A 23,143-nucleotide genomic window follows, 5' to 3' on the forward strand; every position below is an offset into this window, starting at 1 on the left:
CTCCGCAGATTACCGCTCACAGCCCGAAGCGGCGCTGGAGGTCCCCCAGCTGTCCGGGAAGCCCCGGTACCCCCGGCCGGCCTCCCGGCGCTCCGGAAGTCCCGCCTCCGGGCACCCCCGCCTGCTGCGGAGTGGCCCCCGTGGCCTGCTCCGCCATCAGCGCCTCGCTCGACTGCAGCAGCACCGTCCCCGCCCCCACGAACTCGAACTGGTGCTCCTCCCCGGATGCCCCGCCGAGGCCCGTCATCGCACGTAGGCCGCCCAGCAGGCCGGTCATGTACCCGTGGTCGTAGTGATGGCACGGCGACGGGCAGTCGGACCAGCCGACCAGGGCCTGCGGGTCGACCCGGACCGGGGGTTCCATGAACACCACCGGACCGTTCGACGCGGCCACGAACTTCCCGGTTCCGATCAGGGTCAGAAAGCCCGGCACGATCGACTGCTTGAGAGCGAGACTTGGCTGAAAAGCAAGCAAGTTGCCCGAGCGAATGGTCAGGTTGCCCTCTTCGAGGTCATACGAATTCACATCGAAGGCCCGGTCGGCGAGGAGCATCTTGCCCGAGCCCTCGGCCACGACCCAGTCGCTCGCGTGCAGAGGCGAATGGAAGGACGTCCGCACCAGACGGTCCAGCCGGCCGTGCCCGATCCCGTTGAACTCGATCGTCCCGTAGTAGGCGATCATCTTCCCCTTCTGCAGGAACCACTGGCTCCCCTTGAGCTCCACGCAGAAGGTGTAGTCGTTGACGTTGTCATCGGCCGGCAGCGTCGCCGGGTCGTGGTGAACGGTGCTCACAGCTTCTCCTCGGACGCCTGGACGTACACCGTGCCGCTGCCGCTGAGCTCCAGCTGGAACGCCTCGCCGGAGCCGCGTCCGACCATGTCCCGCCAGCCCATCGCCGTGGACAGCCTGTTGCGTACGTCGCCGTGGTGGGCGACGTACGCCTGCGGGTCGACGCGCACCGGGCGCTGCGGGGTGATGGGGATCTCGAAGACGCCCCCGTGGGCCATCACCGCCACCGAGCCGTGACCCTTGAGGGTGGTCGTGAACAGCCCCTGCCCGCTGACCTGGCCGCGCACCATGCCCATGACCCCGCCCTGCGAACCCAGGAACACCGTGCCCTGCTGCAGGGTCCCCTCGAAGGCGAGGAGGCGGTCCGCCTCGACGTACAGGGTGTCGCCGGCCAGGCCGATCACCTGGACGTGGTGGCCGCCGTGCCCGAAGAGCACGGTGCCGTTGCCCTCGACGGTCATCAGCGGCGTGTCCTCGTCCGCCACCCGGCGGCCGATCATCGACATGACGCCGCCCTGGCCGCCGCGCAGATCGGGGGTGAAGGACACCTCGCCCCGGTAGGCGAGCATCGCGCCGCGCTGACTGAACAGCCGCTGCCCGGGTGCCACGGTCGCCTGCACCATCTTGGAGTTGATCTCCTGGAAGGCCATGGTCAGACATCCCCCGCGATCGTGTTCCGCTCGCTCGGCTGCACGTACACCAGGCCGTCGCCCTCGAAGCGGATCTGGAAGGCCTCGCCACCGCCCTCCCCGAACAGGGTGCGGAAGGTCACACCCGACTGGAAGGACTGCCGCAGGTTCCCCTGGTGCGCGACGTACGCGCCCGGATCGACGGTCAGCGGGTACTGGGCACTGACGCGCAGCACCACCGCCGGTCCGTCCGACATGATCGCCACCTGCCCGTGGCCCTCCACGGTCGTGGTGAACAGCCCGTTGCCCTGCGAGGCACCGCGCGTTCCCGTGAAACTGGTGCCCGTCCGCAGCCCGGCGTCGGCCGCCAGGAAGTTGCTGGACTCGACGTACAGCGTGTCGCCCCGGAGACCCACGAGGTTGATCTCCGAGGCGCGGTCCGCGAACCAGCAGGTCCCGTGCCCCTTCACCTCCATCACCGTCATCTGCTCGCCGGTGATCCGCCGGGTCACCATGCCCCGGATCCCCTCACCGCCGCCGCTCAGCTTCTTGAAGGCCATCTCCCCGTCGTACGCGACCATCGAGCCGTTCTTCGCCTTCACGGCGTCCCCGGTCATGTCGACGGCGAGTACCTTGCTGTCTTGAAGTCGGAACATCGCCACAAATGGGAAGGTAGCCCGCCGAGCGGGCCCGCCGACAGGTCCCACGGGCACGGACGTCCCCAGATCACCCCCGGGTGCCGTTGTCGCCGCCCCCCTCACCCGGGCGCGTCGGAGGTTTGCCACAATGGACGCGCGCTTGTGCGCACGTTCACAAACCCCCAGTTCGTCGATGTCCGGCGACTCTCCCACCGAAGGTGACCCGTGGACCTCAAGACCGCCTCCGCCCTCCGCCGCCTCCGCCTGGTCTCCGGCCCCGAGGCGATCTCCTTCCTGCTGCTGCTGGTCTGCTCCGTCCTGAAGCGGACCACCGACTTCAACGCGGTGCCCGTGATGGGCGCGGTCCACGGGTTCCTCTTCGTCGTCTACGTGGTCTTCTGGGCGGACGCCTGGAACCGCGCCAAGTGGTCCTTCGGCACCGCCGCCTTCTACTTCGTCATGTCGGTCCTGCCGACCGGCGGCTTCTTCGCCGACCGCAGGCTCAAGCGGGAGGCCGAGGACGCGGTCATCGCCTCCCGCGCCCGCCAGGAAGGCGTCGTGGGCGCATGATCGTCGCCTTCTCCGTGACGCCGCTCGGCGTCGGCGAGGACGTGGGGGAGTACGTCGCCGACGCCGTCCGGGTGGTCCGCGAGTCGGGCCTGCCCCACCGCACCGACGCGATGTTCACCTCCGTCGAGGGCGAGTGGGACCAGGTCATGGACGTCGTCCGGCGGGCCGTCGCCGCCGTCGAGGCGCGGGCGCCGCGCGTCTCCCTGGTCCTCAAGGCGGACATCCGCCCCGGCGTGACGGACGGCCTCACGTCGAAGGTGGAGACGGTGGAGAGGCACCTCGCCGAGTAGCGGCGCGCCCGGGCGTCGGTACCGAAACGCGAGACGGGGCTGACCGGGATATGACCGGCCGGTAGGGTCTGATGCCGTGCCGAAGCCCCTCAGTCTCTCCTTCGATCCCATCGCCCGTGCCGACGAACTCTGGAAGCAGCGCTGGGGCGGCGTGCCCTCCATGTCCGCCATCACCTCGATCATGCGGGCGCACCAGATCCTGCTGGCCGAGGTGGACGCGGTGGTCAAGCCGTACGGGCTGACCTTCGCGCGCTACGAGGCGCTGGTGCTGCTCACCTTCTCCAAGTCGGGCGAGCTGCCGATGTCCAAGATCGGCGAGCGCCTCATGGTGCACCCCACCTCCGTCACCAACACCGTCGACCGGCTGGTGAAGTCCGGCCTGGTGGACAAGCGCCCCAACCCCAACGACGGCCGCGGCACGCTCGCCACCATCACCGACAAGGGCCGCGAGGTGGTCGAGGCGGCCACCCGCGACCTCATGGCGATGGACTTCGGCCTGGGCGCGTACGACGCCGAGGAGTGCGGCGAGATCTTCGCGATGCTCAGGCCGCTGCGGGTCGCCGCCGGGGACTTCGAAGAGGCCTGAGCGAGTCGCCGGGCCCGCTCGAAGATCGCGCGAAACGGACGGTTACGCTCGTAGCCATGAAAAAGAGCGTGCTGACCCGCTACCGGGTCATGGCGTACGTCACCGGTGTGCTGCTGATCCTGCTCTGCCTCGGCATGATCGCCAAGTACCTGCTGGACATGGACGGTGCCGCCGACTTCACCCGCATCGTCAGCATCGCGCACGGCTGGCTGTACGTCGTCTACCTCGTCTTCGCCTTCGACCTGGGCGCCAAGGCGAAGTGGAAGGTCAGCAAGCAGCTGTGGGTGCTGCTGGCCGGGACCGTCCCGACCGCCGCGTTCTTCGTGGAGCGCAGGATCAGCCAGGAGCTGGACGCCGAGTCCGCCGCCGCCGAGGCACCCGCGGCAGCCAAGGCGTAGCCGGCTCTTCCCGGGCCCCTCTTCCTGGACCCCTTCGCGGGGTACTCACCGCCGTACGAGCACCCGTACGGCGGTACCCCATCGACATTTACTTGGACGTCCTAGTAAATTCGAGGGTATGGACGCTCACGCCATAGACGAGGGCCGCCGTCGCTGGCAGGCCCGGTACGACGCGGCGCGCAAGCGCGACGCGGACTTCACCACGCTCTCCGGCGACCCCGTGGAGCCGGTGTACGGGCCCCGCCCCGGGGACGAGTACGAGGGCTTCGAGCGGATCGGCTGGCCGGGGGAGTATCCCTTCACCCGCGGCCTGTATCCGACCGGCTACCGGGGGCGGACGTGGACCATCCGGCAGTTCGCCGGGTTCGGGAACGCCGAGCAGACCAACGAGCGCTACAAGATGATCCTCCGCAACGGCGGAGGCGGGCTCTCGGTCGCCTTCGACATGCCGACGCTGATGGGCCGCGACTCCGACGACCCGCGCTCGCTCGGCGAGGTCGGTCACTGCGGGGTCGCCATCGACTCGGCCGCCGACATGGAGGTGCTGTTCAAGGACATCCCGCTCGGCGACGTGACGACCTCCATGACGATCAGCGGGCCCGCCGTGCCCGTGTTCTGCATGTACCTGGTCGCCGCCGAACGGCAGGGCGTCGACGCGTCCGTGCTCAACGGCACGCTCCAGACCGACATCTTCAAGGAGTACATCGCCCAGAAGGAGTGGCTCTTCCAGCCCGAGCCGCACCTGCGCCTGATCGGCGACCTGATGGAGTACTGCGCGGCCGGCATCCCCGCCTACAAGCCGCTCTCCGTCTCCGGCTACCACATCCGCGAGGCCGGATCGACGGCCGCTCAGGAGCTCGCGTACACGCTGGCGGACGGCTTCGGGTACGTGGAGCTGGGGCTGTCGCGCGGCCTGGACGTCGACGTCTTCGCCCCCGGCCTCTCCTTCTTCTTCGACGCGCACCTCGACTTCTTCGAGGAGATCGCCAAGTTCCGCGCGGCACGGCGCATCTGGGCCCGCTGGATGCGCGACGTGTACGGCGCGCGGTCCGACAAGGCGCAGTGGCTGCGGTTCCACACCCAGACCGCCGGAGTCTCGCTGACCGCCCAGCAGCCGTACAACAACGTGGTGCGTACGGCCGTGGAGGCGCTCGCCGCGGTGCTCGGCGGCACCAACTCCCTGCACACCAACGCGCTCGACGAGACCCTCGCGCTGCCCAGTGAGCAGGCGGCCGAGATCGCCCTGCGCACCCAGCAGGTGCTGATGGAGGAGACCGGCGTCGCCAACGTCGCGGACCCGCTGGGCGGCTCCTGGTTCGTCGAGCAGCTGACGGACCGCATCGAGGCCGACGCGGAGAAGATCTTCGAGCAGATCAAGGAGCGGGGCCTGCGCGCCCACCCCGACGGGCAGCACCCCATCGGGCCGGTCACCTCCGGCATCCTGCGCGGCATCGAGGACGGCTGGTTCACCGGCGAGATCGCCGAGTCCGCCTTCCGCTACCAGCAGGCCCTGGAGAAGGACGACAAGAAGGTCGTCGGCGTCAACGTCCACACCGGCTCCGTCACCGGCGACCTGGAGATCCTGCGGGTCAGCCACGAGGTCGAGCGCGAGCAGGTGAGGGTCCTGGGCGAGCGCAGGGCCGCCCGCGACGACGCGAAGGTGCGCGGCGCGCTCGACGCCATGGTCGCGGCCGCCCGCTCCGGCGCCAACATGATCGAGCCGATGCTGGACGCCGTACGCGCGGAGGCGACCCTCGGCGAGATCTGCGGTGTCCTGCGCGACGAGTGGGGCGTGTACACGGAGCCCGCCGGCTTCTAGACCCCACGCCACCCGGTCGGGGCGGCGGGAGCAACCGCCGGCGCGGCTGCCTCCGCCGTCGTGCCGCCCGGGACGCGCCGCCGGTCGACGGTGTTCCGGGCGTGGAGCCGGTGTCCTGCTCCGAACCACGCGAATACGAGGTCGCCGTGGTCCGCGGTCCCGATCCGGACCACGGCGACCTCCGTGCCAAAGGCCACGTCAGCGGCGGGTGATCTCCACGGTCACCTCGGCGGAGGCCGCGGTGTGCCAGGGGTCACCGGCGTACGTCACGCCGTACCTCACCTGACCGGTCCTGCTCGGCGTGTCGGTCACGGTGAAGGTGCCGTCGGCCGCCACCGTGACGCTGCCCAGCGAGGTGCCTTCCGGAGCGGCGGCGTCGTAGCGCGTCACGGCGACGGTGGTGCCGGGAGCAAGGCCGGCCGCCGGAGCCAGGGTGCCGGTGACGGCCAGTTCCCGGTACCTCCTGCTGGTCGGGGGCGCCTCGAGGGCAAGGGTGGTCTGCACGGTGGTGGCGACCTGCCGCGCATGGAACCGGAGTCCCATGACGCCGGTCTGCTGTGTCACGGCGAAGACCCGGCTCCCGTCCGGCGCCCAGGCAAGCCCCTCGTCCACCAGCCTCTCGGTGTCACCGCCCAGCTCGGCCGTGGTCAGCGGAGCGGAAGCGCCCGGCGCGTAGAAGGACAGGTCCGGCACGTCGACGCTGTTGTTGGAGGTTCCTCCGGCCACCGTGCCGTCGGGTGCGACGGCGACGGCCAGGGGAGAGGGCGAGGCCGCAGGGGTTCCCTGGTCCGCGAGGTCGTCGAGGCGGAAGGTCTGGTAGCCGGGCGATACGAGGGCGGCCACGACGACGCTCCGGCCGTCGGGTGTCACGGCCAGGTCCCGCAGACCGTTCATCTCGGTCCCGGAGAAGACCCGCCGGGCGGCCGCCACGGGGGATCCGCCGCTCACGTCGTACACCGTGAGGGTGTTGACGTTGGGGTTGCCCGTGCCGGCCACCAGCACGTCGGGGTCGGCGGGGGAGGCGACGAGTTCCGCCCCCCAGTCCAGCGAACCGTCCAGACCGAGCTCGATCACCGGTTCGGCACCGGACACGTCGACCGATCCGAGGTCCCCGGTGGAGCCGTATCCGAACCACAGCTTCCCGCCCGCGAAAGCCAGGCTCCACGGGGCGGTGTCCTCGCCCACGAAGTACCGTGCGGTCTCCGCCAGTGTCGCGGTGTCGTACGCGACGATGGTGTCGATGTCCCGCGCGGCCACGTAGAGGGTCCGGGAGTCGGGCGAGAGGGCCAGCCCGCCGGCGCCCGGCAGGCCGCCCAGCCAGGTGCTGTTCCCGCCGTCGTAGTCCGTCACCACGACCCGGCCGTCCGCCCCCGCGGGCATGCTGAGAAAGACCCGCTGGTTGCTCCCGTCGACCTCCATGTCGGCGAGGGAGTACAACGGCAGCGGCACGCCGCCCGCCGCGAACGCCGGGGCGGCTGTCGGAACGGTCAGCAGCAGCGAACCGATGGCTGCGGTGAGCGTGGTGCCCAGCGCCCGTCTGAGTATGCGCAAGGTAGTGCCCTTCTGTGTCCCATGAATCACGGCGGCACACCGGCTGGACGACCGGAGGGGACGGCGTAGGGCGCCGCCCGCCAGGATTCTGCGGCGCGGAGTCCCTTGAATCACGGCGGCACACCGGTTGGACGACCGGAGAGGAAGGCGCGCGGCGCCGTCCGTCGGGATTCTGGGACTCCGTAGCTGCGGCTCGGCGCGCGTCCCCCAGTGGTTTCCGCGCATGCCGCAGTGACCCGGCCCGCATGGCGAGGCGGCGCGGAACCCTCACGCTGGACGGTTGGCCGTCTCCGCACCCGCGAGGCCCGACAGCAGGACCCGGGTGAAGCCGTGCACCCACTCCTCGTCGGCCGGTTCCGCGCTCACCAGGGTGCGGTGCACCACCGCGCCGGCCACCATGTCGAAGATCAGGTCGACCGTGCGGGCCGCCTCGCCGGCGTCGGGCTCAGGCGGCAGCTCGCCCCGCGCCTGCGCCCGCGCCCGGCCGGCGAGGACGAGACGCTTCTGGCGCTCCACGATCGACGTGCGGATGCGCTCGCGCAGCGCGTCGTCGCGGGTGGACTCGGCGACCACCGCCATCAGGCCGCTCCTGGCCTCCGGGCGGGCCAGGATCGCCGCGAACTGGAGCACGACGCCCTCGATGTCGGCCGCGAGGGATCCGCTGTCGGGGAGCCGGAGTTCGTCGAAGAGTTCGGCGACCGCGTCGACGACCAGCTCGTTCTTGCCCGTCCAGCGGCGATAGAGCGTCGTCTTGGCAACCCCGGCCCGCGCGGCCACGTCTTGCAGGGTGAGCTTCGACCACCCCAGGTCGACCAGGGCCGCCCGCGTCGCGGCCAGGATCGCGGTGTCCGCCGCGGCGCTGCGCGGGCGCCCGGCACGGCCGGCGGGGGTGCTGCTCTGCATCCTCCGACCCTAACCGGCGGGTAACCCGCCGACGGACGTGACCGAGATCACTGGAGCAGGGTGCTCCGGAGGCCCTTCACCGCATTACGCTACGGGTCGTAGCGAAAGTGCGGGCTCGCCCGTGCCCCAGCGACGACCACGGGCGAGGGTGGGGACCCGGCGCCAACAGCACACGTCAGGGCGGGCTTTCGACCCGCTTTTCACGCACGCGCGCAGTACGGGGGAGGATAGGCCCATGCAGCCACGGAACATGTCCATGAGCGGGGTCGTCGACCTCGCCGCGGTGAAGGCGGCCCAGGAGGCCAAGGCGAAGGCGGAGCAGGCGCGCGCCGAGGCGGCCCGGCACGGCGGGGCGGGGGCCGTCTCCCCGGCCGATCTCGTCATCGACGTCGACGAGGCCGGCTTCGAGAGTGAAGTCCTGCAGCGGTCCACCGAGGTCCCGGTCGTCATCGACTTCTGGGCCGAGTGGTGCGAACCCTGCAAGCAGCTGAGCCCGGTGCTCGAGCGGCTCGCCGTCGAGTACAACGGCCGCTTCCTCCTCGCCAAGATCGACGTCGACGCCAACCAGATGCTGATGCAGCAGTTCGGCGTCCAGGGGATCCCGGCCGTGTTCGCGGTCGTGGCCGGACAGGCCCTGCCGCTCTTCCAGGGTGCCGCCAGTGAGACGCAGATCCGGCAGACCCTGGACCAGCTGGTGCAGGTCGCCGAGGAGCGCTTCGGCCTGACCGGTCTCGCCGTCGACCCCGAGGCGGAGCCGGGCGCGCAGCCCGCCGCCGCCCCCGAGCGTCCGGCCGGCCCGCACGACGCGGCCCTGGAGGCCGCCGTGCAGGCGCTGGACGCGGGCGACCTGGCCGGGGCGGTCCAGTCGTACAAGAACGTGCTGAGCGAGGACCCGGGCAACACGGAGGCCAAACTCGGCCTGGCCCAGGCCGAGTTGCTCCAGCGCGTGCAGGACGCCGACCCGCAGCGGGTCCGTCAGGACGCGGCCGACAAGCCCCGTGACGCCGAGGCGCAGATCGCCGCCGCCGACCTGGATCTGGTGGGCGGTCACGTGGAGGACGCCTTCGGGCGCCTCATCGACACGGTGCGCGTCACGGCCGGGGACGACCGGGAGGCCGTACGGGTGCGGCTGCTGCAGCTGTTCGAGGTGATCGGCGCCGACGACCCGCGGGTGACCGCGGCCCGCAGGGCGCTGGCCCGCGCCCTGTTCTAGGGGCCGGTTCGGGCGCCCCTCACCGACCGGTCGGCGACCGTTCGGCCGGGTGGTACCCGTGTGAAAGAGCTGTCGACGGAACGCCAGTGCGGCCGCGCTTTACCAAATCTTGGTAATCGCGGCCGCTGTTACTGCCAGTAAGTCGGCCTCGTCGGTCTGTCGGTGTCTGTCCGGCGATCAACAGTTTTGTTCCGCCCGCGTGGCACACCCAGCGTCGCCGTTCGGGGCCGGTGTGTCGCCCCCCGGCCGTCCGGCCGTTACCAGCGAGTAACGAACCCCCTTGTGTCGACGGCGAGAATGCACCACGATCGGCGACGCTCGGTCCATTCCCGTATCCCGAAAGCCAGTCGGGTCGCGGGGTTCCTGGGTCCCCACCGAGCAGAGCCGGCGGCAGTGGAGCCGGCTCTTGGGCAGGGGGGTCTTCGCCCACCCGGCGAAGCCTGTCCAGCAGGGTTGTGCGTGATCGTGTCAGGCGCGACCAGTGGTTGTCGCTCGGGGGTGATCGCCGGTGATTCGGGCGCGTGGCACGCGCCGCCGAGTGCGGGCGCTCTCCTTCCCGAGGACGTAGCACTTCTCCCATCCCTGCCAGGCCGAGCCGCCGATCCCGGGGCGGGCCGAGGCCAGGAGATGTACGTCCGAGAAGGAGGAAATATGGAGTCCCAGGTGCGTGGCGGGACCAGATGGAAGCGGTTCGCTGTGGTCATGGTGCCCAGCGTTGCCGCGACGGCCGCGATAGGTGTCGCGATGGCGCAGGGCGCCCTCGCCGCGTCGTTCAGCGTGTCGGGCCAGTCGTTCAAGGTGACGGCGAAGGAGCTCCGAGGCGAGGGCTTCACGCAGTACGGCGCTCTCACCGAGGGCTACACGCTCACCGGTGACAAGGTCCACCACCCGGTGGCGGTCTCGTCGTTCGCCGAGGCGCACATCGAGAAGATGTGCCAGTCGGTCGTCACGCCGAACATCCCGGTGATCGGCTCGGTCACCCTCCGGCTGGAGGCGGGCAACAGCTCGAAGGAAGACGAGCAGGTCTTCGCCAAGAACCTGCAACTCGACGTCGAGAAGCTCGAAGCCGACGCCACCTTCGAGGGCATGGAAATCGGCGTGGCCGCCGGTGACCTGAACAAGGGCCCCGGCATGCAGGGTGGCAAGGAGCAGGCCAACAAGTTCGGCTTCGCCCAGCAGTCCGACAGGGCCGTGCTCAAGGACGTGAAGCAGACGGCGTGGGCCACCACCGCCGGAACCTTCAAGCTCCCCAATCTGAGCATGTCTCTGCACAAGGGCAAGGACGCCGAGTGCTACTGAGCGCTCGCTGACGGGCGGGGGCCCCTGGCGCCCCGCCCGTCTTCCCACCGGCCGCGCCGTCGTGCGCGGCCCACTTCTCCACCACAGCAAAGCCGTACCAGGGAGCTGTTTTCCATGAGCGCCGAGACTCCTGCCGCCGTACCCGGCCAGTTCACCCGCCGGAGGCTGCAGTTCCGTGCCTGGCGCGGCGCGCGGCCGTTCTGGGCCGGCCTGTTCGTCGCGCTGGCCGGCTTTCCGATCATGTACTTCCCGTACGCGAATCTGCAGATCGGCCACCTGACGCTGGCGATGTCGACCACCGCGGGTGCCGGGTCCCTGATCATCGGCGTGCTGCTCGTGGTCCTCGGACTGAGCCTGTGGTTCCAGCGGCACATCAGGGTCTTCGCGGGCGTCGCGGCGATCCTCCTGGGGCTGGTCTCCATTCCGGTGTCCAACTTCGGCGGTTTCATCATCGGGTTCCTGCTCTCGCTGGTCGGCGGGGCGATGGCGGTGTCGTGGGTGCCGGGTACGCCCCCCGACACCGAGCCCCCGGCCGAGGCCAAGGGAACGGGCGGCGCCCCCGAGGGCGCGGTCCTCGGCGGCCAGGAGCCCGACACCACGATGCCGCAGCCGCGGACGGGAGCGGACATGCCGGCCGAGCCGAATGACCTGTCAGGAACGAGCCCGGGCAACGGGGCGAACGGGAGGCACAGTGCCGGCTGACGAGGCGACCCGCGGAACTGACGTGGAGGCGTCCCGCGCGAGGACCGGGCCGCGCCACGCGGCTCCCAAGAAGCCGTTGTTCACGAGGCTCCACATGCCGGCCGGGAAGGCGATCGCCCTGGCGGCGATGCCCACGGCGGTGCTCATGGGGCTGGGGTTCACGCCGACCCTCGCCGTCGCGGACGGAAACGACCCGGGCGCGCCGCCGGCCAACAGCCTGACGGCCGAGGAGTACAAGGCCTGTGTGGAGGCCATGACGGACCCCGGCAAGGGATCGTCCGCGTCTCCCACACCCTCACCGTCGTCGACCGGGAAGGCCGACGGCGACAAGGCCGACGGCGACAAGGCCGACGGCGACAAGGGTGCCACGCGCGAGCCCAGCCCCTCGGCCTCGACAGGGGACTCCGGCAGCGACAAGGGCGCGGAGACGGGCGGTGCCTCTTCGTCGGATTCAGGTTCCGACGACAAGGCCGGGCCCGTCCCGAGTGCTACCGCGTCGCAGGAGAAGGAGCCGCGGAGCGAGGAGGCGTCCCCCTCGGCGTCCGAGTCCGGCGGCGGCCTGCTGGAGGGCCTCGGCGACGCCATCGAGGGCATCTTCACCGGCGGTGCGAAGGCCGAGGAGAGCCCGAGTCCCACGCCGTCCCCCTCGGCGTCCGGGAGCGCCGGCGCGGACGCGTCCGACCCGGCGAAGGACGCCACCGACAAGGTCACTGACACGGCGAAGGGCGCTGTCGAGGCCCCGGCCGACAAGGCGTCCGGGGCGGCCGATGGCACCGAGGCGCCGGGGGACAAGGCGACCGGGGAAGCGAAGGACGAGGCGGAGGACGAGGCGGAGGGGACGGCCGGGGAGGCCACCGCCTCGCCCAGCCCCGGCGCCTCCGAGAGCGCCGGCGCGGATCCGGAGGACTGCCCGGTCGCCACGGACGAGGTGGGCGGGGTCGACAACTCCATCCCGGTGCCGGACGACCCCTGGCATCTCGAGGCCAGTTCACTGCTCCTCAAGGGAGCCTCGTACCAGGGCATCGTCGAGGTGAAGACGGCGAGCGGCAAGACCAAGAAGGTGCTGAAGTACGTCATATCGAAGGGCACCGACATCGGTGACCTGCACCAGATCGTGAAGGACGAGCAGATCGGCAGGACCTACCACGTGCAGGCGGCCAAGGGATCGACGTCCACGATCCGCGACGGTGACACGGTGATGTACACGGAGAGCATCTCGGGCAACCTTCTCGGGCTGGTCCCGATCACCTTCGATCCGGAGCACCCGCCGCCGTTGGACATCCCGCTGATCTACTTCACCGACGTGAAGGTGGTGCAGGCCGGTCAGTTCGGCGGCACCCTGCACATCCCCGGGCTGCATCAGTACATCACCGACTGAGACGGGCTGAGACCGACTGAGACCGGTCGACACCGCCCGAGAGACCGGCCGCGACGGAGCTGAGGGCGCCCCCTGCCGCAGGGGGCGCCCTCAGTCGCGTACCGGGGGAAGAGGCGTCAGCCGCGTCGCGTCTCGCCCAGGTGGAGCACCCGGACCATGTTGGTGGTGCCGGGCACGCCGGGGGGCGAACCGGCGGTGATCACGACGACGTCGCCGTCGCTGAACCGGCCGAGGCGGGCCGTCTCCTGGTCCACCAGGTCGACCATCTCGTCGGTGGTGTTGACGAACGGCACCACGTGCGGCTCCACGCCCCAGCTGAGCGCCAGCTGGTTGCGGGTGGACTCGTCGGTGGTGAAGGCGAGGATCGGCTGGGCCGCCCGGTAGCGGGACAGCCGGCGGGCGGTGTCACCGGACTGGGTGAAGGCCACCAGGCCCTTGCCGCCGAGGAAGTCGGCGATCTCGGCGGCGGCACGGGCCACCGAACCGCCCTGGGTGCGCGGCTTCTTGCCCGGCACCAGCGGCTGCAGGCCCTTGGACATCAGCTCCTGCTCGGCCGCGGTGACGATCTTCGACATCGTCTTCACGGTCTCGATCGGGTACGCGCCCACCGACGACTCCGCCGACAGCATGACCGCGTCCGCGCCGTCCAGGATCGCGTTGGCCACGTCGGAGGCCTCGGCGCGGGTCGGCCGGGAGTTGGTGATCATCGACTCCATCATCTGGGTCGCCACGATCACCGGCTTGGCGTTGCGCCGGCAGAGCTCGATCAGGCGCTTCTGCACCATGGGGACCTTCTCGAGCGGGTATTCGACGGCCAGGTCGCCGCGGGCGACCATGACGGCGTCGAACGCCATCACGACGTCCTCCATGTTCTCGACCGCCTGCGGCTTCTCCACCTTGGCGACGACCGGGACGCGGCGGCCCTCCTCGTCCATGACGCGGTGCACGTCGGCGACGTCCTTGGCGTCCCGCACGAAGGAGAGGGCGACGAGGTCGCAGCCCATGCGCAGCGCGAAACGGAGGTCCTCGATGTCCTTCTCGCTCAGCGCGGGCACGTTCACCGCCGCACCGGGCAGGTTGATGCCCTTGTGGTCGGAGATGACACCGCCCTCGATGACGATCGTCCGCACCCGGGGGCCGTCGACCTCGGTGACCTTCAGCTCGACGTTGCCGTCGTTGATGAGGACCTGGTCGCCCTTGGTCACGTCGCCGGGCAGACCCTTGTACGTCGTGCCGCAGATCGTCCTGTCGCCCGGCACGTCCTCGGTGGTGATGGTGAACTCGTCACCCCGCACCAGCTCGACGGGACCCTCCGCGAAGGTCTCCAGGCGGATCTTCGGACCCTGCAGGTCGGCGAGGACACCGATGGCCCTGCCGGTCTCCTTGGCGGCGGCCCGGACACGGTCGTAACGGCCCTGGTGCTCGGCGTGGGTGCCGTGGCTGAAGTTGAAGCGGGCCACGTTCATGCCGGCCTCGATCAGCGCTACAAGCTGCTCGTGGGAGTCGACCGCGGGGCCGAGAGTACAGACGATTTTCGAACGGCGCATGGGGCGATCCTATCGGTTTGTTTCGCTGCGGAATATTCCGTCTGGCGGAATGTACAAAAGGGCGGGATGCCGCTCAGGTGAGATTCCCTGAATCATTTACCAGCGCGTAGGTCTGTGTCGCGATCTCCATTTCCTCGTCCGTCGGCACCACGGCCACCGCCACCCGCGCGTGGGCCGGCGAGATCAGCCGCGCCCCGTCACCGCGTACGGCGTTCAGCTCGCCGTCGACCGCCAGGCCGAGCCCCTCCAGGCCCGCCACGGCGGCCTCCCGCACCGGCGCCGAGTTCTCCCCGACCCCGGCGGTGAAGGCCACCGCGTCCACTCGTCCGAGAACGGCGTAATACGCACCGATGTACTTCTTCAGCCGGTGAATGTAGATGTCGAAGGCCAGCCGCGCCCGCTCGTCACCGGCGTCCACACGGCGGCGGATCTCCCGCATGTCGTTGTCGCCGCACAGCCCGATCAGGCCGCTCCTCTTGTTGAGAAGAGTGTCGATCTCGTCGGCGGACATTTCGCCAACACGCATCAAATGGAAGATGACGGCCGGGTCCATGTCTCCCGAGCGCGTACCCATCACGAGCCCCTCCAAAGGCGTCAGCCCCATGGAGGTGTCCACGCAACGCCCGCCCCGCACCGCCGAGGCGGACGCCCCGTTGCCCAGGTGCAGCACGATGACGTTCACGTCCTCGGGCGCCTTCCCCAGCAGCTTCGCGGTCCGGCGGGAGACGTACGCGTGCGAGGTGCCGTGGAATCCGTAGCGGCGGACGCGGTGGGCGTCGGCGGTCTCGACGTCGATCGCGTAGCGGGCCGCGGACTCCGGCATCGTCGTGTGGAAGGCGGTGTCGAAGACGGCTACCTGCGGCAGGTCCGGGCGCAGCGCCCGCGCGGTGCGGATGCCGGCGAGACCCGCCGGGTTGTGCAGCGGGGCGACCGGGATCAGCCGCTCGATCTCGGCGAGCACGGCGTCGTCCACGACGGTCGGCTCGGTGAACTTCAGTCCGCCGTGCACCACCCGGTGCCCGATCGCGGCCAGCTCCGGCGAGTCCAGGCCGAGGCCGTCCTTGGACAGCTCGGCCGCGACCGCCTTCAGTGCGGCGTCGTGGTCGGCGACGGGCCCGTTCCACTCCCGGGCCTCGCCACCCGGGGGCGTGTGCTTGAGCCGCGACGTCTCCTCGCCGATCCGCTCGACCAGGCCCGCGGCCAGGCGCTCGCCGCCGCGCGCGTCGATGAGCTGGTACTTCACCGACGAAGAGCCGGAGTTGAGGACGAGGACACGCGTGGAGCTCACTGGGCGGACGCCTTCTCGCTCGGGGACTGCTGGGCCTGGATCGCCGTGATGGCGACGGTGTTGACGATGTCCTGGACGAGTGCGCCCCGGGACAGGTCGTTGACCGGCTTGCGCAGACCCTGGAGCACCGGGCCCACCGCGATCGCGCCGGCCGAGCGCTGCACGGCCTTGTACGTGTTGTTGCCGGTGTTCAGGTCGGGGAAGATCAGGACGCTGGCCTGCCCTGCGACCTCCGAGCCGGGCAGCTTGGTCGCGGCCACCGACGGCTCGACGGCGGCGTCGTACTGGATCGGCCCCTCGACCCTGAGGTCCGGCCGGCGCGAGCGGACCAGCTCCGTCGCCTCGCGCACCTTGTCGACGTCCGCGCCGGAACCGGACGTGCCCGTCGAGTACGACAGCATCGCGATCCGCGGATCCACCCCGAACCGCGCCGCCGTGGACGCCGACTGGGTGGCGATGTCGGCGAGCTGCTCCGCGTCCGGGTCGGGGTTGACCGCGCAGTCGCCGTAGACCAGGACCTTGTCGGACAGGCACATGAAGAAGACGGACGACACGATCGACGCCTCGGGCTTCGTCTTGATGATCTCGAAGGCCGGCCGGATCGTCGCCGCCGTCGAGTGCACGGACCCCGACACCATGCCGTCGGCCAGCCCCTCCTGCACCATCAGCGTGCCGAAGTAGTTGACGTCCGAGACGACGTCGTACGCCAGCTCCACCGTCACGCCCTTGTGGGCGCGCAGGGCGGCGTACTTCTCGGCGAAGGAGTCGCGCAGCTCGGACACCGCGGGGTCGATCAGCTGCGCGTCGCCGAGGTCGATGCCCAGGTCGGCGGCCTTCTTGCGGATCTGCTCGACGGGGCCGAGCAGGGTCAGCTCGCACACGCCCCGGCGCAGCAGCACCTCCGCCGCGTGCAGCACCCGCTCCTCGGTGCCCTCGGGGAGGACGACCCGGCGCAGGTCGGAACGGGCCTGCTCCAGCAGCGTGTGCTCGAACATCATCGGCGTGACGCGGTCGCTGCTCGGCGCGGAGACCCGCTTGCTGAGGTCGGCGGTGTCGACGTACCGCTCGAAGAGGCCGAGGGCGGTCTCCGCCTTGCGGGGGGTGGCCGCGTTCAGCTTGCCCTCCAGGGAGAACAGCTGCTCGGCGGTGGGGAAGCTGTTGCCGGTCACCGAGAGCACCGGCGTGCCGGGGGCGAGGCGGGCGGCGAGGGTGAGGATGCCCTCGCCCGGCACCTCGTTCAGGGTCAGCAGGACGCCGGCTATCGGCGGGGTGCCGGCGCTGTGCGCGGCGAGCGTGCCGACGACCAGGTCGGCGCGGTCGCCGGGCGTGACGACCAGGCAGCCCGGGGTCAGGGCGCTCAGCAGGTTGGGCAGCATGGCCCCGCCGAAGACGAAGTCCAGCGCGTCCCGGGCGAGCCCCGAGTCGTCGCCGAGGACCACCTTGGCGCCGAGGGTGTGCGCGATCTGCGAGACGGTCGGCGCGGACAGCGCGGGCTCGTCCGGCACCACCCAGCACGGCACCGGCAGCCGGCCCGCGAGCAGCCCGGCGATCTCGTCCCGGTCCTCGCGGGCGACGCGGTTGGTGACCATGGCCAGCACGTCGCAGCCCAGCCCGTCGTAGGCCCGGAAGGCGTTGACGGTCTCGGCGAGCACGGACTCGGCGGTCTGCCTGCGGCCGCCCACCACCGGCAGCACGGAGGCCCCGAACTCGTTGGCGAGCCGCGCGTTCAGCGACAGCTCGTCCGGGAACTGGGTGTCGGCGAAGTCGGTGCCGAGGACGAGGACGACGTCGTAGTCCCGGGCGACCAGGTGGAACCGGTCGACCAGCCCGGACACCAGCTCGTCCGTGCCCTGCTCGGCCTGGAGGGCGGACGCCTCCTGGTAGTCCATGCCGTACACGGTCGCGGGGTCCTGCGCGAGCCGGTAGCGGGAGCGCAGCAGCTCGAAGAGCCGGTCGGGCCCGTCGTGGACCAGGGGGCGGAAGACGCCGACCCGGTCGACCTGCCGGGTCAGGAGCTCCATGACCCCCAGTTCGACGACCTGGCGGCCGTCGCCGCGGTCGATACCGGTCACGTACACGCTGCGCGTCACGCGTTGCTCTCCGTTTCTGTGGTGGCGTCTTCGTCTTCGTCTGGTGGCGGCTGCCCCGTGCACAAAGATCACCCACGGGGGTGAGCAGAACCCTCTTGACAATACCTCCGGCGATGGATAAGGCGCCCGTCAATGCCGGTGAGTGCCCGCCAGGGGCCCGGTCATGAAAGAATTGGATCGGCTCACCGGTGTCAACAGCGAGCAGGAGACACAGCACGATGCGTATCGGAGTTCTCACCGCAGGCGGCGACTGCCCCGGCCTGAACGCAGTGATCCGGTCGGTCGTGCACCGAGCGGTCGACAACTACGGCGATGAGGTCATCGGCTTCGAGGACGGCTACGCCGGCCTCCTCGACAGCCGCTACCGCGCCCTGGACCTGAACGCGGTCAGCGGCATCCTCGCCCGCGGCGGCACCATCCTCGGTTCCTCCCGCCTCGAGCGCGACCGGCTCCGCGAGGCCTGCGAGAACGCCGGCGACATGATCCAGAGCTTCGGCATCGACGCGCTGATCCCGATCGGCGGCGAGGGCACGCTGACGGCCGCCCGGATGCTGTCGGACGCCGGGCTCCCGGTCGTCGGCGTGCCGAAGACCATCGACAACGACATCTCCTCCACCGACCGCACCTTCGGCTTCGACACGGCGGTCGGCGTGGCCACGGAGGCGATGGACCGCCTCAAGACCACCGCCGAGTCCCACCAGCGCGTGATGGTCGTCGAGGTCATGGGCCGGCACGCCGGCTGGATCGCCCTGGAGTCCGGCATGGCCGCCGGCGCCCACGGCATCTGCCTGCCCGAGCGCCCCTTCGACCCCGCCGACCTGGTCAAGATGGTCGAGGAGCGGTTCTCCCGCGGCAAGAAGTTCGCCGTCGTCTGCGTCGCCGAGGGCGCCCACCCCGCCGAGGGCTCCATGGACTACGGCAAGGGCGCCATCGACAAGTTCGGCCACGAGCGCTTCCAGGGCATCGGCACGGCACTCGCCTACGAGCTGGAGCGCAGGCTCGGCAAGGAGGCCAAGCCGGTCATCCTCGGCCACGTCCAGCGCGGCGGCGTACCGACCGCGTACGACAGGGTGCTCGCCACCCGCTTCGGCTGGCACGCGGTGGAGGCCGCGCACCGGGGCGACTTCGGCCGGATGACCGCGCTGCGCGGCACGGACGTCGTCATGGTGCCGCTGGCGGAGGCCGTGACCGAGCTGAAGACGGTGCCGAAGGACCGGATGGACGAGGCGGAGTCGGTCTTCTAGACCCGCAGGTCATACGGGGTGCTCGGGGTCCTCGGGCCCCGCAGGTCCTACGGGGTCCTCGGGTTCCTCGGGCCCCGCAGGTCCTACGGGGTCCTCGGGTTCCTCCGGTTCCTCGGGCTTCTTCGTTACGGGTGCCTCTCGACCGCCGCCCAGAAGTGCTCCACGATCCGGTCGAGGAAGTCGCGGCCCGCCGAGTCGGAGTCACCGGGGCCGCCGCCCCAGGCGAGGGTGGCGGTCATGTGTCCCTGGTAGTCCTGGTGCAGTACCTGGAGGACGTTCTCCAGGACCCTCCGGTCCAGGGGTGCCACCTTGGTGACCGGGCGCACATAGCCCTGCCAGCGGGTGGTCACCGCGCTCGTCAGCAGGTCGGCGAGTTTCCCGTCGCGTCCCGTGACGGTCACGAAGTCGGGCAGGGCGAGGCCGAGCACGTCGGCGAGGGCGGCCGACTGGCGGTCGGTGCCGCGCCAGCCGTCCGTCTCCTCCATCCGCAGGTAGGCCGGGAGCGCGACCCCGACGGCACGGGCCACGTCCTCCGGCGCCAGGGAACGGGCGACACGGTGCTCGCGCAGGGTCTGCGGCCGGCCGATCAGATCACCGGGCGAGCACCACAGCACCCCCGCGAGCGCGGTCAGCTCGGAGTTCTGGGGGGAGGCGGCCCCCCGCTCCCAGGCGACGACGAGGTCCGGGGTGACGTACGGCAGCCCGTACGAGACCCGCATGTCGTGGGCGACGTGCTCGGGGCCCATGTTCAGGGCGGCGCGGAGCCGGCGGGCGGCGAGGGCGTTGAACGGGGGACCCGACTGGTTCGGGTGGGGTGAGGGTCGGCGCACGCGCCACACCGTAGGGGGCCGGGGGGCCCTTGACTACGGGCTGTTCAGCCAGCGATACGGATCGTATGAACCTACGGATGCGCACGGCGCGTACCGGCGCACGAGGATGACCGCGCGCCGCGCCTGTGGACGCCGGTGCCTGGGGGGCGCCCCGGTCACCCCTTGACCGCCCCGCCCAGCGCGAAGCCCCCGCCCAGCCGTCGGGAGATCAGCACGTACAGCAGGATGACCGGTGTCGAGTAGACGATCGAGAACGCCGCCAGCTGCCCGTACGCCACCATGCCCCGGTTGCCGAAGAAGTCGTTGATGCTCACCGAGGCGGGCATCTGATCCGGGGAGAGCAGCAGCATGAAGGGGACGAAGAAGTTCCCCCACATCATCACGAACGAGAACACCGTCACCACCGCCACGCCCGGCCCCATCAGCGGCAGCACGATCCGCAGCAGCGACTGGAACGGCGACGCCCCGTCCGTCCACGCGGCCTCCTCCAGCTCCTTGGGCACGCCGTCCATGAAGTTCTTCATCAGCCAGATGGCGAAGGGGAGTTGTGAGGCGGCGAAGAAGAAGATCGTCCCCTGCATGGTGTCGATCATGTTCACCCGCACGAAGAGGGCGTAGACCGGCACCATGATCGCCGTGATCGGGAGGCTGGTCGCGAACAGGATGGTCAGCAGGAACGGCCGGTTGAGCCGCGACCGGAAACGGGAGAGCGGATACGCCGCGAGCGCCGCGCACACGACCGTCAGCAGGGTCGCGCCGCCGCACAGGACGAGGCTGTTGAGGAGCGGGGTGAAGGTGATCTCCGGGGTGAGGATCGCGTCGAAGTTCTCCAGCGTCACCCCGTCGGGGACCTTCACCCTGAGGCTCGCGTGCGGGTCCAGGGCGGACAGCACCACCCAGGCCAGCGGCAGCACGAACGCGGCGGCGGCCACCAGCAGCCCCGCGTCGGCGGCCAGTCGGCGCCGGTCGCGCCGGGAGGCGGGGGTACGGCGGGACGCGAAGGCGGATGCCATGTCAGACCTCCGTCCGCAGCAGGCGCAGGTACACGACCGAGAACAGCGAGCCGATCAGCAACAGCAGCAGCGCCACCGCCGTGCCGTAGCCGATCAGGCTGTTCTGGAAGGCCTGCTCGTACATGAACAGCGGCAGCGTCTGGCTCTTCCCGCTCGGGCCGCCCCGCGTCATCACCCAGATCAGCCCGAAGACCGACAGGGTCTGCAGGGTGTTCAGCATGAGGTTGGTGCCGATGGACCGCCGGATCATCGGCAGCGTGATGTGCCACATCCGGCGCCAGCCGCTCGCCCCGTCCACCTCGGCGGCCTCGGTGACCTCCTTGGGGATCTCGTTCAGCGCGGCCGAGTACACCAGCATCGAGAACGCCGTGCCCCGCCACACGTTGGCGAAGGACACCGCCAGGATCGGCAGCGTGAACAGCCAGTTCTGGGACGGCAGATGGAGCCAGTCCAGGACGGCGTTGAGGGTGCCCTCGCGGCGGAAGAAGGCGTAGAGCAGGAAGCCCGCCACCACCTCCGGCAGCACCCACGCCGTGACGACGATGCCCCCGGTGAGCGTACGGACCGGCTTCGACGCCCGCTGCATCAGCGAGGCCAGCGCGAGCCCCAGGGTGTTCTGCCCGATCAGCGACGACAGCACCGTGAACACCAGGGTCAGCCACACGGCGTTGAGGAACGCCTCGTCCTGGAACGCCCGCCGGAAGTTCTCGAAGCCGACGAAGGACTCCTCGGCCTGCCCGGTGAGCTGGAGGTCGGTGAAGGCGATGACGACGCAGTACGCGATCGGCCCGGCGAGGAAGAGCAGCAGCAGGACGACGGCGGGAGAGACGGGCAGGGCGCGGACCAGGGAGCGGCGGGCGGTGCCGGACCGTCTCCCGGAGGCCGGGGGCGCCGGGGCCTTCCGGACCTCCGGACCCGCGTGCCGCGGTTCGGCCGCGGTCACCTGCTGACCACCTGGTTGTCGGTGGCCTCCCTCAGCGCCTCGTCGTAGCCGCGCGCCGCCTCCTCCACCGACTTGTCGCCGGTCGTCACGCCCTCCATCGCCTCCTGGATGGCGACCGACACCTTCGGGTACGCCGGGTAGGCGGGCCGGTAGTGGGTGTCGGCGACGAGGTCGGTGAAGAACTCGATGCCGGGCTGGGCCGCGACGTACGCGGGATCGTCCGCGACGTCCTCGCGGACCGCGATGCCGGAGTTGGCGACGTACCACTTCTGGGCGTTGGCCTTGGTCTGCATCGTCTTGATGAACTCGAAGGCCAGGTCGGGGTTGCCCGCTTTGTCCGGGATCGACCAGGTCCAGCCGCCCGACATGCTCACCCTGCCCGGAGCCTGCCCGTTCTGTGTGGGCATGGCGGCCAGCCCCAGCTCCTTCGACCACTCGGGCCACTCGTGCCCGCTGCCCTCCAGCCAGTCCTGCGGCAGCCAGGAGCCGTCCAGGGCGATGCCGAGCTTGCCCTGCGGAAGCAGCTCACCGCGCACCTTCGTGCCGAAATTGGGGTCGAGCGCGTCGGAGACCTCAGGGCCGAGCTTCTCCTGGTACACGGTCTCGACGAAGGCGAGGGAGTCCCTGAACCCCTGCCCCGCCGTGATCCACTTCTTGCTGCCCTTGTCGTACAGCGGGTCGGAGCCGCCGTCACCCGTGCCGTACAGCAGCATCTGGAAGCCCTGCATGGTGGCGGCCTCACCGGCGGGCTTGCCCGTGTACACGTTGAGCGGTGTGACGCCGGGGACCTTCTCCTTGATGGCGCGGGCCGCGGCCAGCACGTCGTCCCACGTCCTCGGCTGCCAGTCGGCGGGCAGGCCCGCCTTGGCGAACACGTCCTTGCTGAACCACAGGCCCCGGGTGTCCGTCCCGTCCGGGACGCCGTACGTCTTGCCGTCCTCGCCCTTGGCGGCGGCCTTCGCGGTGTCGATGAACCGGTCCCAGTCCTTCCACTCGGCGAGGTAGTCGTCGAGCGGCTTCAGATACCCGCTGGTGATGTCGGAGTTGATGAGGAAGGTGTCCTCGTAGACCAGGTCCGGCGCGGTCTTGGGGGAGCGGAGCATCTGCTGGAGCTTGGTGTAGTACTCCGAGTCCGGGGCCTTGATGGGCACGAGCTCGACCTTCTTGCCCGGGTTGGCCTCCTCGAACTGCTTCTTGATGCCGGCGAGGTAGGTGTCCGTCACCTTGATGGAGTTGTCCGTCGACTGCTTGAAGGAGACCTTCACCGTGTCCGGGTCGCCGCCGGAGCCGCTTCCGCAGGCGGCGAGGGTGGTGGAGGTGAGTGCGGTGAGGGTGAACAGAGCGGTGAACCGGACGGTGGGACGCACGCTGGGACGCACGGGCACGACCTCCTACGGGCACGACGCTGTGGCCGGGACGGCT

Annotated in this window: 22 protein-coding genes; 10 read left to right on the forward strand and 12 right to left on the reverse strand. The window is 70.5% G+C overall.

The window, feature by feature from the left end; translation table 11 throughout:
• Positions 1 to 16: 16 nt before the first annotated feature.
• Genes ACH4F2_RS32440 through ACH4F2_RS32450 form a run of 3 tightly spaced genes read right to left on the reverse strand, consistent with a single transcriptional unit; the run spans position 17 to position 2,075 of the window.
• Positions 17 to 793: an AIM24 family protein gene (locus ACH4F2_RS32440; protein ID WP_398136322.1), complete on the reverse strand. Its 777-nt coding sequence runs from the start codon at positions 791 to 793 to the stop codon at positions 17 to 19.
• A complete protein-coding gene (locus ACH4F2_RS32445) occupies positions 790 to 1,440 on the reverse strand; it encodes an AIM24 family protein (RefSeq protein WP_398136323.1) in 651 nt (216 codons plus the stop codon). The genes ACH4F2_RS32440 and ACH4F2_RS32445 overlap by 4 nt, the downstream gene beginning before the upstream one ends.
• A 2-nt stretch (positions 1,441 to 1,442) precedes the next feature.
• A complete protein-coding gene (locus tag ACH4F2_RS32450) occupies positions 1,443 to 2,075 on the reverse strand; it encodes an AIM24 family protein (protein ID WP_398136324.1) in 633 nt (210 codons plus the stop codon).
• Between the two features lie 207 nt (positions 2,076 to 2,282).
• Between ACH4F2_RS32450 and ACH4F2_RS32455 the strand changes: the two genes are divergently transcribed.
• From ACH4F2_RS32455 to ACH4F2_RS32475, 5 genes are all read left to right on the forward strand, one after another.
• Complete coding sequence (locus ACH4F2_RS32455; protein ID WP_398136325.1) at positions 2,283 to 2,627, forward strand: DUF3817 domain-containing protein; 345 nt, start codon at positions 2,283 to 2,285, stop codon at positions 2,625 to 2,627.
• Positions 2,624 to 2,917: an MTH1187 family thiamine-binding protein gene (locus ACH4F2_RS32460; protein WP_398136326.1), complete on the forward strand. Its 294-nt coding sequence runs from the start codon at positions 2,624 to 2,626 to the stop codon at positions 2,915 to 2,917. Before ACH4F2_RS32455 ends, ACH4F2_RS32460 begins: the two co-directional genes overlap by 4 nt.
• A 76-nt stretch (positions 2,918 to 2,993) precedes the next feature.
• Positions 2,994 to 3,503 (forward strand): MarR family winged helix-turn-helix transcriptional regulator, encoded by a 510-nt coding sequence (locus ACH4F2_RS32465; RefSeq protein WP_398136327.1) that lies wholly within the window; start codon positions 2,994 to 2,996, stop codon positions 3,501 to 3,503.
• A 56-nt stretch (positions 3,504 to 3,559) separates the two neighbouring features.
• Positions 3,560 to 3,901, forward strand: coding sequence for a DUF3817 domain-containing protein (locus ACH4F2_RS32470; protein WP_398136328.1), 342 nt, complete (start codon positions 3,560 to 3,562; stop codon positions 3,899 to 3,901).
• A 118-nt stretch (positions 3,902 to 4,019) separates the two neighbouring features.
• On the forward strand, positions 4,020 to 5,720 hold the full coding sequence (locus tag ACH4F2_RS32475) for a methylmalonyl-CoA mutase (protein WP_398136329.1): 1,701 nt from the start codon (positions 4,020 to 4,022) through the stop codon (positions 5,718 to 5,720).
• A 198-nt stretch (positions 5,721 to 5,918) separates the two neighbouring features.
• Here ACH4F2_RS32475 and ACH4F2_RS32480 read toward each other — a convergent pair whose 3' ends face one another.
• Both ACH4F2_RS32480 and ACH4F2_RS32485 read right to left on the reverse strand, forming a co-directional pair.
• Positions 5,919 to 7,271, reverse strand: coding sequence for a hypothetical protein (locus ACH4F2_RS32480; protein WP_398136330.1), 1,353 nt, complete (start codon positions 7,269 to 7,271; stop codon positions 5,919 to 5,921).
• 267 nt (positions 7,272 to 7,538) lie between these two features.
• Positions 7,539 to 8,174 (reverse strand): TetR/AcrR family transcriptional regulator, encoded by a 636-nt coding sequence (locus ACH4F2_RS32485; protein ID WP_398136331.1) that lies wholly within the window; start codon positions 8,172 to 8,174, stop codon positions 7,539 to 7,541.
• Positions 8,175 to 8,409: 235 nt separating this feature from the next.
• On the opposite strand from ACH4F2_RS32485, the gene ACH4F2_RS32490 reads away from it, so the two are divergent.
• The 4 genes from ACH4F2_RS32490 (at position 8,410) to ACH4F2_RS32505 (ending at position 12,766) form a co-directional block, all read left to right on the forward strand.
• The gene (locus tag ACH4F2_RS32490; RefSeq protein WP_398136332.1) at positions 8,410 to 9,387 is read left to right on the forward strand and encodes a tetratricopeptide repeat protein; all 978 of its coding nucleotides are present in this window, start codon (positions 8,410 to 8,412) and stop codon (positions 9,385 to 9,387) included.
• Between the two features lie 651 nt (positions 9,388 to 10,038).
• Positions 10,039 to 10,686: a DUF6230 family protein gene (locus ACH4F2_RS32495; protein ID WP_398136333.1), complete on the forward strand. Its 648-nt coding sequence runs from the start codon at positions 10,039 to 10,041 to the stop codon at positions 10,684 to 10,686.
• Between the two features lie 114 nt (positions 10,687 to 10,800).
• Complete coding sequence (locus ACH4F2_RS32500) at positions 10,801 to 11,388, forward strand: DUF6114 domain-containing protein (protein ID WP_398136334.1); 588 nt, start codon at positions 10,801 to 10,803, stop codon at positions 11,386 to 11,388.
• Positions 11,378 to 12,766 (forward strand): hypothetical protein, encoded by a 1,389-nt coding sequence (locus ACH4F2_RS32505; RefSeq protein ID WP_398136335.1) that lies wholly within the window; start codon positions 11,378 to 11,380, stop codon positions 12,764 to 12,766. The genes ACH4F2_RS32500 and ACH4F2_RS32505 overlap by 11 nt, the downstream gene beginning before the upstream one ends.
• Before the next feature lie 116 nt (positions 12,767 to 12,882).
• Here the strand turns inward: ACH4F2_RS32505 and pyk are convergent, their stop codons facing one another.
• The 3 genes from pyk to pta all read right to left on the reverse strand — a co-directional run bounded on the left by pyk (position 12,883) and on the right by pta (position 17,691).
• On the reverse strand, positions 12,883 to 14,313 hold the full coding sequence (pyk, locus tag ACH4F2_RS32510; protein ID WP_398136336.1) for a pyruvate kinase: 1,431 nt from the start codon (positions 14,311 to 14,313) through the stop codon (positions 12,883 to 12,885).
• Positions 14,314 to 14,386: 73 nt separating this feature from the next.
• Complete coding sequence (locus ACH4F2_RS32515; RefSeq protein ID WP_398136337.1) at positions 14,387 to 15,601, reverse strand: acetate kinase; 1,215 nt, start codon at positions 15,599 to 15,601, stop codon at positions 14,387 to 14,389.
• Positions 15,598 to 17,691, reverse strand: coding sequence for a phosphate acetyltransferase (pta, locus tag ACH4F2_RS32520; protein ID WP_398136338.1), 2,094 nt, complete (start codon positions 17,689 to 17,691; stop codon positions 15,598 to 15,600). The genes ACH4F2_RS32515 and pta overlap by 4 nt, the downstream gene beginning before the upstream one ends.
• A 218-nt stretch (positions 17,692 to 17,909) precedes the next feature.
• Between pta and ACH4F2_RS32525 the strand changes: the two genes are divergently transcribed.
• Positions 17,910 to 18,935 (forward strand): ATP-dependent 6-phosphofructokinase, encoded by a 1,026-nt coding sequence (locus ACH4F2_RS32525; protein WP_310871176.1) that lies wholly within the window; start codon positions 17,910 to 17,912, stop codon positions 18,933 to 18,935.
• 125 nt (positions 18,936 to 19,060) lie between these two features.
• On the opposite strand, the gene ACH4F2_RS32530 is transcribed toward ACH4F2_RS32525, so the two are convergent.
• From ACH4F2_RS32530 to ACH4F2_RS32545, 4 genes are all read right to left on the reverse strand, one after another.
• A complete protein-coding gene (locus ACH4F2_RS32530) occupies positions 19,061 to 19,774 on the reverse strand; it encodes a helix-turn-helix domain-containing protein (RefSeq protein ID WP_398136339.1) in 714 nt (237 codons plus the stop codon).
• A gap of 146 nt (positions 19,775 to 19,920) precedes the next feature.
• Positions 19,921 to 20,778: a carbohydrate ABC transporter permease gene (locus tag ACH4F2_RS32535; protein WP_398136340.1), complete on the reverse strand. Its 858-nt coding sequence runs from the start codon at positions 20,776 to 20,778 to the stop codon at positions 19,921 to 19,923.
• A gap of 1 nt (position 20,779) precedes the next feature.
• Positions 20,780 to 21,721 carry a carbohydrate ABC transporter permease gene (locus tag ACH4F2_RS32540; protein ID WP_398136341.1) on the reverse strand — a complete coding sequence of 314 codons (942 nt, stop codon included), beginning with the start codon at positions 21,719 to 21,721 and terminating at the stop codon, positions 20,780 to 20,782.
• Positions 21,718 to 23,088, reverse strand: coding sequence for an extracellular solute-binding protein (locus ACH4F2_RS32545; RefSeq protein WP_398136348.1), 1,371 nt, complete (start codon positions 23,086 to 23,088; stop codon positions 21,718 to 21,720). Before ACH4F2_RS32545 ends, ACH4F2_RS32540 begins: the two co-directional genes overlap by 4 nt.
• Positions 23,089 to 23,143 lie beyond the last annotated feature (55 nt).

This window comes from Streptomyces sp. NPDC017890, from assembly GCF_044328675.1.
Taxonomy (GTDB): domain Bacteria; phylum Actinomycetota; class Actinomycetes; order Streptomycetales; family Streptomycetaceae; genus Streptomyces.